This is a genomic window from Rhodoligotrophos appendicifer (assembly GCF_007474605.1).
Classification (GTDB): Bacteria; Pseudomonadota; Alphaproteobacteria; order Rhizobiales; family Im1; genus Rhodoligotrophos; species Rhodoligotrophos appendicifer.
This window is the reverse complement of the sequence record NZ_VHKL01000001.1, coordinates 348,599-363,146: the sequence shown is the minus strand read 5'-3', so window position 1 is coordinate 363,146 and position 14,548 is coordinate 348,599. Positions and strand designations below refer to the sequence as shown.

Below are 14,548 nucleotides of genomic sequence, written 5' to 3'. Positions count from 1 at the left end.
TGATTGAATGCCTCTAGTCTGGATTTGCCGATCTCGGCCAACCGGACGGAGGGAGATGATGAGGGTGAGTCTCACCACTATGACGCGTCGCACAGCAGCGATGTTGCTGGGCGCAACGATGCTGGGCGCAGTCTCGTTCGCCACGGGGCCGGCCCGTGCGGCCGAGGAAATTCGGATCATCGCTACAGGAGAACCTTATGGTCTCGGCCTCAAGGCAGCGGCCAAGGTCTTCGAAGAAAAAACCGGCATCAAAGTCTCGGTCGACCAGTTTCCCTATTCAGACGCCTACAACAAGGAAGTCCTGCTGGGCACGGCGGGCTCCGACGAATATGACCTCATGGTGCTCGATTGCATCTGGCTGCCCATCTTTGTGAAGAACAAGTGGGTGCAGCCGCTGGAGCCTTTGGAGGCGAAGGCCAAGCAGAAGATCGAGTGGAACGCCTTCCTGCCCGGTATCGTCGACGCTTATGACGTCATCGACGGCCAGCACTGGGCCGCACCGATCGACTTCTTCATCGAAGTCCTCGCCTACAGAACCGACCTGTTCGAGAAAGCGGGTCTGAAGGCGCCGCCGAAGACCTGGGACGAGTTCAAGGTCTATGCCGAGAAGCTGAATGATCCCGCCAACAACGTCTATGGCGTGGTGTCCATGCCTGGCGAGCAGGATGGCGGGTATTCGGAATGGACGGTCCGGCTCGCCAGCTTCCCGATGCCTCCGGATTCCACGCAGTTCGTATGGGATCGCAAGTTCAACGCCATGCTGGAGCATGAGGGCAACGGCAAGAAGGCTCTGGATCGCTGGCTGGAGATCAAGCCGTTCACCGCGCCGGGCGCCAACGAGATGGGCTATGCAGAGGCCACCAATGCCTACATGCAAGGCAATGGGGCCATGTACATCAACTGGTACGGCTTCTTCCCCGATATCGAAAATCCCGAGACCAGCAAGGTCGCGGACAAGGTCGCCTATGCCCTTCCCCCGGTGGAAACTCTGGACGCAAAGCGGCATGATTATCTCGGCGGCTACCAAATCGCCATTGCTGCAAATGCGCCGAAACCTGATGCGGCCTATGAGTTCATCGCCTTCGTCACCAGCCACGAGGGCCAGGAGATCATGCTCGAGGCGGGGGCTTCGGGGGCTTACCGCACAGACGTCTATGACAATCAGAAGTGGCTCGACAAATTTCCGTTCCTGGTCCCTGTGAAGGATACCGAGGTTCTGGTGCCGCTGACGTCCGGCCTTGCAGAATATGTGGAAATGCAACGCCTGATCTATGATCAGCTCTTCGCGGCCTGGGCGGGGCAGAAGGAGTCCGGTGCCGCCATCGCGGAGGCGAATGCAGGACTGGACGAACTCATGAAGTCGCTGGGCTATCAGCAGTAAAGCTTGGCGGCGGCGGGAGCCGCCGTCCCTTCAGAGCAAGTGGGGGCTATGTGGCCGACGTTACCTTCCGTCGCGTTTCCAAAAGCTTTGGCGCGACCAATGTCATTCCGGAGCTGGACCTCACCATTCATAGCGGTGACTTCACGGTGCTCCTCGGGCCATCGGGCTGCGGCAAGACCACTTTGCTCCGGATGGTCGCGGGCCTCGAAGATCCGACATCGGGAGACATCGCCATCGGAGACCGTGTCGTCACAGCTTTGCGGCCAAGCGAGCGCGACATCGCCATGGTGTTCCAGTCCTACGCTCTCTATCCGCACCTTACCGTTGGCGAGAACCTCGCGTTTCCGCTGAAGGTGAAGAAAGTCCCCAAGGCGGAGCGCGTGCGGCAGGTGGAAAAAGTCAGCCGCTTGCTCGGCTTGGATCGGCTTCTCGATCGCAAGCCGAAGCAGCTGTCGGGTGGGCAGCGCCAGCGTGTCGCTCTGGGGCGAGCGATGGTGCGCGAGCCTGATGTGTTCCTGTTTGACGAGCCTCTGTCCAATCTCGATGCCAGCATGCGGGAAGAGATGAGATCAGAGCTCATTCGATTCCACGAGCAGCAGGGCAAGACGGTGATCTACGTCACGCATGACCAGATCGAAGCGATGACCATGGCACAGCGGATCGTTGTCATGCGCGAGGGGAGGATCCAGCAGATCGGCACTCCGCGCGAAGTCTACAAGACGCCGGCAAACAGTTTCGTGGCCCGGTTCATCGGCAGTCCGGGGATGAACCTGCTCACCTTTCAGACGGATGCGTCGCAGATCACGATTGGCGGCGCGCCTGCACAGTTCAACGGAGGCTGTGAGATCCCGAGGCTCGCGAAATTCATACTCGGCTGCCGGCCGGAAGATCTGCGGCTCAGTGCGCTGCCGGACCCGGGGGTCAGCTTCCCCACGCGGGTCGTTGCCCTGCAGCCTCTCGGCGCCTCCCTGCTCGTCGACCTGGAAACAGCGCCCGGGGGTGTGCGACTGGTTGCCATCGTTGAGTGGCGGGAGCCCATGCCTGAACCCGGTGCCACTCTGACCGTGTTCGCGCCAAAGGAAAGCCTCAGCTTCTTCGACGTCGAAACGGAAGCGCGGCTCGTCGCCTGATCTTCATGCCAGGTGGCAGGCGACCGTGTGACCGGGACGGATCTCGCGCAGAATTGGAGCTGTCACTCGGCAATCCGCGACTGCCCGGGGACAGCGGGTGTGGAAGTGGCAGCCCGACGGCCTTCTGATGGGGCTGGGAACATCACCACCCAGAGTCTGCCGGTGTTGCCTCTTTCTTGGCTGTGGCACCGGGATGGCGGAGAGCAGCGCCTGCGTGTAGGGATGGAGCGGCGTGCTCATCAATGCCGCCGTGTCGGCAAGTTCCACGATGCGGCCGAGATACATGACCGCAATGCGATGACTGATCTGCTCGACGACCGCCAAATCATGGGCGATGAAAACGTAGGAGAGTGCGTACTCCTCCTGCAGATCCATCAGCAGATTTATCACCTGGGCCTGGATTGAGACATCCAGCGCGGAGACCGGTTCGTCTCCGACAATCAGTCTTGGGTTCACCGCCAAAGCGCGGGCGATGGCGATGCGCTGGCGCTGGCCACCGGAGAATTGCTGAGGATAGTCCGCCATCTGATCGGGGCGCAGGCCTACCTTGCGAAACAGCTCGGCCACGATCTCGACGCGGCTTCCCTTGCCCAGCCCATGGGTGGACAGGGGCTCGGCCACCGTCTTGCCCACAGACATCCGTGGATTCAGGGATGAATACGGGTCCTGGAAGATCATCTGCATCTGCCGCCGCAGGGGACGGAGCTGGGCGCGGCTGAGGTGGGTGATGTCACGACCCATGAGCTCGATCTTGCCGGATGTCGGTTCCAGAAGGCGGAGAATGGTCTTGCCTGCCGTGGACTTGCCGCAGCCGCTCTCGCCGACGAGGCCCAGCGTCTCGCCTTGGCGAACGGAGAAGGAAATGCCGTCGACCGCGTGTACGAACTCGCTCGGCTTCGACAGCAGATTTCCGCCCAGGGGAAAGTGCTTAGTCAGCCTGTCCACAACCAAAGTCGGAGAAGTGGAATCGCTCGAGACATTCACGCTGGTCATAGGCCGGCCGCCAAAACTTTATCCGTGTGCCAGCAGGCTGCCCATTGCCCCGGGAGTTTCTCGTCGAGGGGTGGTTCCTGCTCGCGGCAATGTTGGGTCGCAAAGGGGCAACGCGGTTCGAAGGAGCAGCCTTTGGGCATCCGGCTCAAGGCGGGGACGCTGCCCTTTATCTCCGTGAGGCGCGTCCGCCCAGCACCCATGGCAGATGAGCCGAGGCGTGGAATCGAGCCCAGCAGCCCCAGTGAGTAGGGGTGGCAGGGATGTTCGAACAGTCCGCTGACGGCGGCCTCCTCGACTTTCTTGCCGGCATACATGACCACCACACGGTCGGCATTCTCGGCGATGAGGCCGAGATCATGGGTGATGAGCACGACTGCTGTGTCCAGCCGCTCCTGCAGATCCGTCATGAGCTCCATGATCTGCGCCTGAATGGTAACGTCCAGCGCCGTTGTCGGCTCGTCCGCCAGGAGAATTTTGGGATTGCAGGCCAGAGCGATCGCGATCATCACCCGCTGGCGCATGCCGCCAGACATCTGGTGCGGATGCTCATGGACGCGCCGCTCCGGCTCCGGAATGCGCACCAGGCGCAGCATCTCCACGGCCCGGTCCATGGCGTCGCGGCTGCTCACGCCTTCATGCAGGGTCAGAACTTCCCCGATCTGGCGGCCAATCGACATCATCGGGTTGAGGGATGTCATCGGCTCCTGGAAGATCATCGAGATGTCCTTGCCGCGAACCTTCCGCATCTCTTCAGGAGAGAGCTGGACCAGGTCACGACCCTGAAACTCGACCCGTCCCCCGGCGATGCGCGCCACGGGAGGAAGAAGCCTCAGGATCGACAGGGCGGTCATGCTCTTGCCGCAGCCGCTTTCGCCTACGATGCCCAGAGTTTCGCTGGCTGCAAGGTGAAGCGACACACCATTCACGGCGGCGATGTCACCGCTGCGCATGCGTATCGTCGTCCGCAAATCCTGGATGTCGAGAACCCGCGGGGCGGGTGCGGTCACTGCCGCCGGGAAGGGGGTCTCCGTCGCAAGTCCGCTCATCCTCGCGTCCTCGCTGCGGGGTCGAGCAGCTGCCGCAAGCCCTCACCGAACAAATTGAACGAGAGGACCGCGATGAAGATCAGGGTGGCCGGGATCAAGGGATACCAAGGCGCGATCTCCAGATATTGGAAACCCACCTGCACCATGGAGCCCCAGGTTGACGCAGGAGGCTGGGCTCCGAGGCCGATGAAGCTCAGGCTGGATTCAAGGATGATGGCGAAGCCTATGGCAAGGGACGCCTGCACGATGGCGGGATTGACCGCGTTGGGCAGAATATGGCGGAAGATGATGAGCACCGTCCGGACGCCCACGGATTCCGCCGCCTGAACGAACTCGTGATGCTTCAGTGAGAGGACCTGCCCTCGAATGAGGCGGGCGAAGGTCGGCACAGAGACGATCGCAATGGCGACGGTTGCATTCACGAGGCCGGACCCGAGAACGGCGGAGATTGTCAGCGCCAGAACCAGAGGCGGTAGAGCCATCAGACTGTCGAGGATGCGCATGAAGACGGCGTCCAGCCAGCCGCCTTTGTATCCCGCGATCAAGCCAAGAGGGATGCCGATCGAGGCTGCGAGAAGGACGGCGCCCACGCCGACAGCCAGGGACAGGCGGGCGCCATAAAGGGAGCGGCTGAAAATGTCCCGGCCCAATTCGTCGGTGCCGAAGAGATGCGCCCAGCTCGGTGGCTGAAGTATTGCCGTGTAATCCATGGCCTCAGGGGCATAGGCACTCAGAAGGGGCGCCAGTGCCGCAGAACCAACCATGATCGCGACCAGGATCAGACCGCCGGTCGCGAGACGGCTGCGGAGGAACTCGGCTCCGATCGCAACAAGCCTGCGCCAGGGCGGCGGCGCAATCGAGAGCGCTACAGTGCTGTCCTCATGATGCTGGCCAGCTGTCATTTCGGCCGCATCCGCGGATCGAGCAGCCCATAGGCGATATCGACCAGAAGAGTTGCCAGGACGACACTCATGGTGATGAAGAGAACCACTGCCTGCACCACGGGGTAATCGCGGCTCAGGATGCTATCGACCAAGAGGCGCCCTATGCCCGGGATCGCGAAGACCATTTCCGTGACGACCGCGCCGCTGAACAGGGTGCCGAGCTGGAGGCCAAGGATAGTAATGATCGGCAGCATGGCGTTGCGAAGCGCATGGCGGATGATGACGTTGGTCTCGGACAGCCCCTTGGCACGCGCGGTGCGGATGAAGGGGTGCTGCAGTGTGTCTGCAAAGCTCGAACGGGCCTGGCGCGTGATGACCGCAGCAAGCGCCAAAGAGAGCGTTATGGCCGGCAGAACCGTGGAACGGATGCTCTGACCCACATCGACGAAGGGTGACACGTAGCCTGAGACCGGAAGCAATCCCGCGCGGAGGGCCACGACATAGATCAAGAGCCCGCCAAGCAGGAAATAGGGCATGGCCGCCCCGATCAGCGCAAGCACGGTGCCGCACCAGTCTGCCCAGGAGTTCATCCGCGAAGCACTCAAGGCACCCAGCGGAATGGCGACGAGCATGGCCAGGATCCAGGCGGTCAGGCCGATCTGAGCGGTCGGCAAAATACGCGGCGCGAGGACATCCCACACCGGCTGCCGGCCGTTGATCGAGCGGCCGAGATCGCCTTGGACCGCGTTCTGCACCCAATAGAGGTACTGAATCGGGAGAGAGCGATCCAAGCCGTTCTGGATGCGCAGCTGCTCCAGCGTCTCCTCGCTGACCTCGGTGTGATCACCCACCATCATGATGATCGGATCTCCCGGCAGAAGCCGCATCAGCAGGAAGATGATCAGGGACGTGAGGATCAGGACCGGGATCGTTGAGGCGAGCCGCTGGAGGATGAACTTCGTCATCGAGGGATCATGCCGCCTCCGCTGCAGCTCTCATCTGCAGCGCGGATGGGTAGACCTGCTCGGCAAAAGCCGCAACGACGGACGCCATGGTGCCGCCGGGGACTGCATGCGGACGCAAAGTGAGCTGTGTCACCCTTGGGTGCAGCGCCCTGGCCAGTTGTTCCGCCACGCGCTTGGGATTGCCCGCCAGGACCATGGACTCGACGACCTCGGGGGGCAGAAGCTTCGCTGCCTTGGCCGTGTCGTGCAGGCTTCTGTCCTGGGCCATCGCGACAAACTCCTCAGGCAGGGTGACGCCGAGCTCATCGAGGTAGTCCCAGTGCGGGTACTGACTCAGCAGCCGGGAGGCGACCCGACGGCTCATGACGGTGAAAGCCTTCTCGTCATCCTCGTCGATGCAGGCCTCGACGCGCAGGCCGATGTCGAGCGTCTCAGGCGCCCGACCAGCTTTGGCAAGACCCTCCATGAGCTTGCCGACATAAAAATTGAAAGCCGCTGGTTGCAGGGTGTTGGCGATCAGAACTCCGTCGGCGATCTCGCCGGCGAGCTTCGTCATCTGTGGTCCATGCGTCGCGAAGTAGACCGGAATGTGATCGCGGACCGGCTTGAAACTCAGCTTTCCGCCGTCGAGCGACACGACCTTGCCCTGGCTCGTCACCGTCTCACCGCGGAGCAGACCTTTGAACATGTTCACCGTCTCGCGCATGGCCGCGATGGGCAGCGTACGCTCAAGACCGAGCTCGCGAAAGCCTGCACCGCCGCTCCCGAGGCCAAGAACCGCGCGACCGTTGCTCAACTCGTCCAAGGTCGCCATGGCGGCCGCAGTAATCGCCGGATGGCGCGAATAGGGGTCGGTGACCCCTGGTCCCATCTTGAGCTTAGTGGTGTTCGCCGCAACTGCTGAAAGACCGACATAGCATTCACGAGCGAAACGTACGTCTGTGTACCAGAGATATTCATAGCCGAGGGTTTCGCTCTGGCGAGCCAAATTGACGAGTTCGCTCAGAGGGCCGTCGGAATAGAGAAGCAGGCCGAGGGACGGATTCATGGGGACGCTCCCTTCCATCCAACTATTCTGGGGCCTTTTTCTGGAATTCGGGGGCGCCGCCGATCACCCAGTCTTCCTTGGCAAAATTGTCGAAGATCACATTGACGGCGTCACGCTTGGAGCCGCCGATGTCGACAAGCGCGCTGGTGATGGCTTCGGCGATCTGCCGCTTCTTCTCGGGCGAGCGGCCGGCGAAAAAAGATACGCGAACAACTGGCATTGCATTCTCCTGTAAGGGTTTTCTTTTGCTCGAGCATCACCGCCAGACACCGGCTCTAGACCCAGCGGTGGCGGTGAAGCTCGACTTCGAAATCGCTCAGCTTGCCAAAGACAGGATGGCGAAATTGGTGATCCCGTCGGCGGCGTGCACAAAGCCCTGGACCTTCGGGCTCAGGCCCTTGAAGTCCGAGCTGTAGTGCCACGGCACATAGACGGCATCCTCGTTCATCAGCTCCGAGACCTTGCGGAAGACCGTGCGACGCTCGGCCTCCGTACGGCCAGCGCGTTCGGCCTGGATCAGCTTGTCCATCTCCGGATTGGAATAGCCGTGATATTTGGCATAGGAGCCGGAGGACTGGAGCAGGATCGCCAGGTACTGATCGGGATCCGGGCGGTAGCCCCACCAGCCCTGCGCGTCCATGGGCATGCTGCCATCACGAAGCTGGTTGCGGTAACCGGCGGAGTCGACCTGCTCGATATTGACCTTGACCCCGAGCTCGGCAGCGTTCGCCTGGAAGATCTGCGTCGCCCGCTGCTTCACCGGATCCGGCTGGAGCGGAGCGCCGATGACGATTGGGGTGTCGAGACCCGACTCCTCGATGAGTTTCTTCGCCTTGTCCATGTCGCGCGTGAATGGCTTGTAGTCAGGATCGTAGAAGGGGCTTCCCGGGAGGATGCCGTCATAACCGATCTGACCCGTGCCGAAATAGGCGACTTGATGCAGGGCCTGGCGGTCGATGGCCCACTGGAAGGCCTGGCGGAACTGCTTCGACTTCCCGGGGAACTGGTCGCGCAAGTTGAAGCCAAAATATTCCCAGCGGAAACCGGGCTTCTCGGACACGACGAATTCCTTGGCGGCGCGAAGCCGCTGGATGTCCTGCAAGGGGAGCGATTCTGCGAGCTGGACCGCACCGGCGCGCAGCTCGGACAATCGTGTGCTGTCGGTCGGGATCGGGCGCAGGACCACTTTGTCGAGATAGGGCAGACCCTGTCGCCAGTAGCTCCCGTTCTTCTCCAAGACCGTCTGGTTGTCCTTGCTGTATTCAGCAAGCTTGAAAGGGCCCGTCCCCGAGGGATGAAGGCCATAGTCCAAGCCATACTTCTGGAAGGCGGCGGGGGAGCCGATGCACCCAGTCACGTCGGTGAAGGGAAAGAGGAAGGCCGCGAAAGGGTATTTCAGCGTCATACGGATCGTCGAGCCGTCGACGACTTCGATCTTCTCAAGAGCCGTGATCTCACCACCGCGGATCGAGCCGACGCTCTTGTCGCCGATGCGGTCGATGTTGAATTTCACCGCTTCGGCGTTGAAATCGGTTCCGTCGTGAAACTTGATGCCCTGGCGCAGTTTGAGAAGGTACGACTTTTCGTCAGGCGTCTCCCAGCTTTCGACCAGACCGGGCGCGAGGCGGCCCTGCTCGTCGATGGTGAAGAGCGCATCGTGGATGGCGCGACATGCCGCCCGACCCTGGAGGTTTGCCGCAAGGTGCGGATCGAAAGACAGCGGATCAGCAAAAATCGCTACGGAAAGAGTGCCCCCGGGTTTTCCAACCGCCGGAGCGGTTTGTGCCAAAAGGCCCTTTGGCAGTAACAACGCTGCGGTCGAGACCGCCGACAGTGACAGAACATGACGTCGAGTGAACATCCCCACCTCCTTTTATTTGGGCTAGATCATTGTGTTCTATTAGGTAGATCGTAGGCCGTCGGTTTTCGTTTGTTTATTAATTCTGAGCAATTTTCGCACTTCCCCGGATCGATCATCCGGGAAAGGAATACTTCTGTTAAACCGCGTTTCAGAGATGATACGGCTGCAATTCAGGGGCAACAACGAAAGATTAATCCGACCCCTTGCCCTAGCGCTGCTTATGGGACGCTGCCCGGCATCACTTCGGATTGAGGGGGATATCCGTGATTTTGAAGTTCACGTGATGGACTTCGCCCTCGAACAGTCCCTTGAAGCTGTCGAAGTCCTCGGCGGACACGCGGCGGCATTCCTTACGCTCTTCGGAGGCCATGCAGGCGTCCATATCGGCCTCATTGTCGAAATAGAGCTCGAAGGCATGATAGTATTTCGGCTGCTCGGCAAGGAAGGGAGCACCTTCGTTCTTGAGCAGCTTCAGGTCGCGCAAGTGCGGCCAATCGGCGACCATCGGCAGATGGATATCGCGGACATAATCATCAAAGTGCTTGCGGTTCTCGGGCTTCACCGTGCCGTAATAAAGGGCGCAACGGACAAACATGAAACAATCTCCGGAAAATGGTCAGGTCAGGCTGCCAGCTTGGCGTCCTTGCAGTCGAAGGAGGTAATGTCGAAGACCATGTGGAGGACCTCGCCCTCAAAAAGGTTCTTGAACTTGGGCCTATCGGCAATGGAGATGCGCTTGGTCTCCTCGCGCTCCTCGGAGTCGAGAGAGGCGTCCAGATCGGCTTGGCTGTCGTAGAAGAGCTGGAAGCACTGGTAATATTGCGGCGCCTCGCCGAGATAGGGCTGAAGGTCGTTCTTCAGCAGACGCAAACCCTTAAGTCGCGGCCACGTGGCGACAAGCGGCAGATGGACATTGAGGACATAGTCGTCGAATGCCTCCCGATTTTCGGGTGCGACAGTTCCTTTGTAGTAGGCGCACAGAACAATCATCTGGTCTCCCTTTTAGTTTGCCGTGATGCCAGGCGTGGCGATGCCGACGGCGCGCGTCGGCGAATGTTCGTATTTCCGCACTGGTGAGGCGATGACTTCGGTCAGCGGAGCAGCGGCGAATGAGATGCGGCGCTGCGCCTCGCCGGCATCGCCATAGAGGGTCGTCCGCTGGCGAGGCGTGCGGCCCATATCCAGGATCAGCCGCTCCATCCGATCAGGCGCCATCTCCTGTCCGTGGGCGGCACCGGCCGCCTTGGAGATGGTCTCGTTCATGAGCGTCCCGCCCAAATCATTGGCGCCGGCCTCGAGGCACAGCCTCGCGCCGACCTCACCCATCTTCACCCAGGAGGTTTGGATATTCACGATATGCGGATGGAGCACGAGCCGGGCGACGGCGTGCATGAGGACCGCTTCGCGCAGAGTGGGGCCGCTGCGGGCACGGCCCTTCAGGTAGATTGGTGTTTCCATGGGCACGAAAGGCAGCGGTACGAATTCGCTGATGCCGCCGGTGCGCTTCTGCAGGGTCCGGAGGCGGATCAGATGGCGAGCCCAATGCCGAGGATGGTCGACATGCCCGAACATGATGGTGGAGGTCGTCTTCAGCCCCACTTCATGAGCCGTCGAAACCACTTCCAGCCATTGATCGGTCGTGATCTTATCAGGGCAGATCACGGCGCGGACTTCATCGTCCAGGATTTCCGCCGCGGTTCCCGGCAACGTACTCAGTCCCGCCTCTTTCAGCTCGCCCAGAAAATCCCTCAGAGGCAGGCCAAGCGTGGCAGCGCCCTGCCAGATCTCGAGTGGCGAGAATGCGTGAATATGCATGCTGGGCGCCGCCGCCTTCAACGCCCTGGTGATGCCGAGATACGTCGCACCGGTGTAATAGGGATGGATGCCGCCCTGCAAGCAGACCTCGGAGGCACCGCGCTCCCATGCCTCGACGCTGCGGCGGCAGATTTCATCGTGGTCGAGGTCATAAGGGCGCCCGCGCAGATTCTCACTGAGCTTTCCCTTGGAGAAGGCGCAGAACTGGCAGCGGTAGTAGCAGACGTTCGTATAGTTGATGTTGCGATTGACCACATAGCCGATCGTGTCTCCCACGACCTCTCGGCGCAGCTGGTCCGCAGCAGTGCGCACTCGTAAAGCGTCGCTCCCCCTCGCCGCAAACAGCCGGATGATCTCCGCTTCCATGAGGTCGTCACCCCGAGAGGCTTTGGCAAGGATCGCCGTAAGCTCATTCCTCGACGGTGATGCAGCTGGAGGAGGCGGCTCAACGGCGTGGCGTAGGTCTACCGCGGTCCCCGGGGTCCAGGTGTCAGCGCGAGCGAAGCCTTCCGCATCGGATGACTTCAACACGGTGGTTCGCAGGGAGGGGTCCAGCCAGCGATCGGGATTGCGGGCATAGGCAGGATAAATGGCCAGGCGCTCGGTCAGGATCTTACCAGCCGCCGCCGTCTGCCGTTCCAACGCTGCAATCTCCGGCCACGGGGCTTCGGGATTCACGTGGTCGGGAGTCACGGGGGAAATGCCGCCCCAGTCATTGATGCCCGCGTCGATCTGTCGATGGAGGCTGCCTGCACTCAAGTTCGGCGGCACCTGGATCGTCATGGCCGGGCCAAAGATCAGTCGGGCCACCGCGATCGTCCAAAGATGGTCCTCGAATGTCGGTTCCGGTGCCAAGGCCATCCGCGTTCCCGGCTTTGCACGGAAATTCTGGATGATGATTTCCTGCAGATGGCCATGGGTCTCGTTGAGATCGCGGAGCGCCAACAGGGCCTCGATACGCTCGCGGCGTGTTTCGCCGATGCCGATCAGCAAGCCGGATGTGAACGGGATGGCTGCCTCGCCGGCGGCCTCGATCGTGGCGAGCCGGGCTGAGGGATGTTTGTCGGGTGAGCCGAAGTGCGGTCCGCCGCGCTCGCTGAGGCGGTCGGAAATCGTCTCCAGCATGATCCCCTGGGATACGGATACCCGGCGCAGGGCGACGAGGTCGCCGGGGGTCATCACGCCCGGATTCAGATGCGGCAGCAGTCCCGTCTCCTGCAGCACTTTTTCCGCCATGGCGGCGAGATAAGACAAGGTCGTGGGATGGCCCAGTGCCGCCAGTTCGGTGTCTGCTGCCTTGTAGCGAAGCTCCGGCTTATCGCCGAGAGTGAAAAGGGCTTCCTTGCATCCCAGGCGAGCGCCGGCCTCGGCGATCGCCAGCACCTCCTCGGGAAGAAGAAAAGCGCGCTCGCCTTTTCTCGGCGGGTGGGCAAAAGTACAGTAGTGACAACTATCGCGGCAAAGTTTTGTCAGAGGAATGAAGACCTTGCGCGAATAGGAGACGAGGTCTCCGTGGCCCTCATCGCGCAGCCTGGCGGCCGCCGCCATCAGAGATTCGAGGTCGCACGATTCTGCAAGCTGCAGAGCGTCGCTTCGGCTCAGTCCGCCATGTACCATCATGCATGCGCCTCCTCATGGGCGACGAAAAGTGCCGTTCGCGTATCGTGTCCGGCCTGAACGGCCGCGCGCAGATCCGCTGCAGTGTCCACGTCCAGCGCCAGCAATGCGCTCTCCACGATCCGCGGAACGACGCCTTGAAGGTGGGCCATGTCGCAATGGCGTTCAAAGCTGCCGGGGCCAAAGGCCAGCTCCATCGCGTCAGGAGGCGACACGACGACGGCATTCGTCCCTTGACGATCGCGAGAGGGTACAAGAGTGAAGACGCCGTCGTCACCGTGCACGTCCAGGAGATGCTCGAGTTCCGCAGAGGTGACGAGGGGCACGTCGCCAGGAACCACGAGCATCGTCTTCACGCCTGAGGATCTCAGAATTCGGGCCGCCGCCGCGACCGCTTCGGTGTAGCCCGTCGCATCGTCGACCAGTATTTTGGCGCCATACTTTCTCGCCAACTCATGTGCTGCGGGATCCACGCTCACGACCAAGACCCCCGTGAGGGCCGGAACTTTTGCCAACTCGCTCAGCACGTCTTCCGCCATGGCACCCGCCAGCCGTACGCGGAAGCCCGCATCATAGGCCGAGCCGAGCCGACCCTTGGCCTGGTTGAAGGCCTTCAGGGGTAGCACCGCCCAAATTCCAGCCAAGCTGTCCACTTTCTCCAAGGGGCTCCCCGTCAGCCAAAGGCCTTCCGCAGTCTTGGAATGACCTGTTCTGCATAGAGCTTCAGAAAGCGCTTCTGATCCGGCCCCGGGGCGTGGAAGACGAGGTGGCGGAAGCCGAGTTCCACATAGGGGCGGATCTTCTCGACCTGCTCCTCGGGGTCGCTGGACACGATCCAGCGCTTGGCGGCGCGTTCCACCGGAAGGGCATCGGCAAGCTTTTCCATCTCCAGCGGGTCCTCGACCGACATCTTCTCCTCCGCCGACAGGGCGAGCGCCGCCCAGTGGCGGGTGTCCTGAAAAGCGCGATCATAATCGGTGTCGTAGGAGACCTTCATCTCAATCATGCGGTCGATGGCGTCGTGGGACCGCTTCTGGTCGTCGAGACCGGCCTGCACATTGGGCAGCAAGGTCTCGCGATAGAGTTCGGGCGCCTTACCGCTGGTGCAGATGAAGCCCTCGGCTGTGCGGCCCGTGTATTTTGCGATCATGGGGCCTGCACCGGCGATGTAGATCGGAACAGGTTTTTCCGGCCGGTCATAGATGGTCGCGCTCTCGGTCCTGTAGAATTCGCCCTCGAAGGACACCCTGTCCTCGGACCACAGCTTGCGGATCAGAGCGAGGGATTCACGAAGGCGAGCGAAACGCTCCTTGGCTTCGGGCCAGTCCATACCGGTTGCAGGTACCTCGTTGAGGGACTCGCCGGTCCCTACACCAAGAATGACCCGGTCGGGGAACAGGTCGCCCAGGGTCGCGAAGGTCTGAGCGACAATGGAGGGGTGATACCGAAAGGTTGGCGTCAGGACGCTGGTGCCCATGACGATCCGGCTCGTCCGCGCGCCCAGGGCACCCAGCCAAGCAAAGGCAGCAGGCGCGTGGCCATCCGTGTGCTTCCAGGGCTGGAAGTGATCGCTGATGAACACGCTGTCGAAACCCAGCTGCTCAGCATATTCCGAGAACTCAAGAAGCGCGCGAGGGCCAAATTGCTCAGCAGACGCCTTGTAACCGATCTTCAGCAAGATGTTCTCCATGTTGACGCTTCTAGATCTCAGATAAGAAGCGTCAGTCTCAAATTCTTCTTATACATCTCTAGGCGGCAAATACGGGGTATGCAGCACGAACGAGACTAACAGCCCGATGCGGTTCCTC

Annotated in this window: 14 protein-coding genes; 2 read left to right on the top strand and 12 right to left on the bottom strand. The window is 61.3% G+C overall.

Features of this window, described 5'->3' with window-relative positions:
- Positions 1-55 precede the first annotated feature (55 nt).
- A complete protein-coding gene (locus tag FKM97_RS01700) occupies positions 56-1,381 on the top strand; it encodes an ABC transporter substrate-binding protein (RefSeq protein ID WP_205014649.1) in 1,326 nt (441 codons plus the stop codon).
- 50 nt (positions 1,382-1,431) lie between these two features.
- Positions 1,432-2,511: an ABC transporter ATP-binding protein gene (locus FKM97_RS01695; protein ID WP_143957403.1), complete on the top strand. Its 1,080-nt coding sequence runs from the start codon at positions 1,432-1,434 to the stop codon at positions 2,509-2,511.
- Between the two features lie 3 nt (positions 2,512-2,514).
- On the opposite strand, the gene FKM97_RS01690 is transcribed toward FKM97_RS01695, so the two are convergent.
- From FKM97_RS01690 to fgd, 12 genes are all read right to left on the bottom strand, one after another.
- Positions 2,515-3,504 (bottom strand): ABC transporter ATP-binding protein, encoded by a 990-nt coding sequence (locus FKM97_RS01690; protein ID WP_143957402.1) that lies wholly within the window; start codon positions 3,502-3,504, stop codon positions 2,515-2,517.
- Complete coding sequence (locus FKM97_RS01685) at positions 3,501-4,550, bottom strand: ABC transporter ATP-binding protein (protein WP_143957401.1); 1,050 nt, start codon at positions 4,548-4,550, stop codon at positions 3,501-3,503. The genes FKM97_RS01690 and FKM97_RS01685 overlap by 4 nt, the downstream gene beginning before the upstream one ends.
- The gene (locus FKM97_RS01680) at positions 4,547-5,452 is read right to left on the bottom strand and encodes an ABC transporter permease (protein ID WP_143957400.1); all 906 of its coding nucleotides are present in this window, start codon (positions 5,450-5,452) and stop codon (positions 4,547-4,549) included. Before FKM97_RS01680 ends, FKM97_RS01685 begins: the two co-directional genes overlap by 4 nt.
- Positions 5,449-6,399: an ABC transporter permease gene (locus FKM97_RS01675; RefSeq protein ID WP_143957399.1), complete on the bottom strand. Its 951-nt coding sequence runs from the start codon at positions 6,397-6,399 to the stop codon at positions 5,449-5,451. Before FKM97_RS01675 ends, FKM97_RS01680 begins: the two co-directional genes overlap by 4 nt.
- 7 nt (positions 6,400-6,406) lie before the next feature.
- Positions 6,407-7,447, bottom strand: a complete 1,041-nt coding sequence (locus FKM97_RS01670; protein ID WP_170240686.1) for an LLM class flavin-dependent oxidoreductase — start codon at positions 7,445-7,447, stop codon at positions 6,407-6,409.
- Positions 7,448-7,469: 22 nt separating this feature from the next.
- Entirely contained in the window at positions 7,470-7,667 is a 198-nt protein-coding gene (locus tag FKM97_RS01665) for a tautomerase family protein (RefSeq protein WP_143957397.1), read from the bottom strand.
- 96 nt (positions 7,668-7,763) lie between these two features.
- Positions 7,764-9,308, bottom strand: coding sequence for an ABC transporter substrate-binding protein (locus FKM97_RS01660; RefSeq protein WP_143957396.1), 1,545 nt, complete (start codon positions 9,306-9,308; stop codon positions 7,764-7,766).
- A gap of 238 nt (positions 9,309-9,546) precedes the next feature.
- Positions 9,547-9,903 carry an EthD family reductase gene (locus tag FKM97_RS01655; protein WP_143957395.1) on the bottom strand — a complete coding sequence of 119 codons (357 nt, stop codon included), beginning with the start codon at positions 9,901-9,903 and terminating at the stop codon, positions 9,547-9,549.
- 26 nt (positions 9,904-9,929) lie between these two features.
- Positions 9,930-10,298, bottom strand: a complete 369-nt coding sequence (locus FKM97_RS01650) for an EthD family reductase (protein WP_143957394.1) — start codon at positions 10,296-10,298, stop codon at positions 9,930-9,932.
- A gap of 12 nt (positions 10,299-10,310) precedes the next feature.
- Positions 10,311-12,743, bottom strand: coding sequence for a 5-amino-6-(D-ribitylamino)uracil--L-tyrosine 4-hydroxyphenyl transferase CofH (gene cofH, locus FKM97_RS01645; RefSeq protein WP_143957393.1), 2,433 nt, complete (start codon positions 12,741-12,743; stop codon positions 10,311-10,313).
- Complete coding sequence (gene cofC, locus FKM97_RS01640; RefSeq protein WP_246104924.1) at positions 12,740-13,393, bottom strand: 2-phospho-L-lactate guanylyltransferase; 654 nt, start codon at positions 13,391-13,393, stop codon at positions 12,740-12,742. Before cofC ends, cofH begins: the two co-directional genes overlap by 4 nt.
- 20 nt (positions 13,394-13,413) lie before the next feature.
- Complete coding sequence (fgd, locus tag FKM97_RS01635) at positions 13,414-14,430, bottom strand: glucose-6-phosphate dehydrogenase (coenzyme-F420) (RefSeq protein WP_246104893.1); 1,017 nt, start codon at positions 14,428-14,430, stop codon at positions 13,414-13,416.
- Between the last annotated feature and the right edge of the window lie 118 nt (positions 14,431-14,548).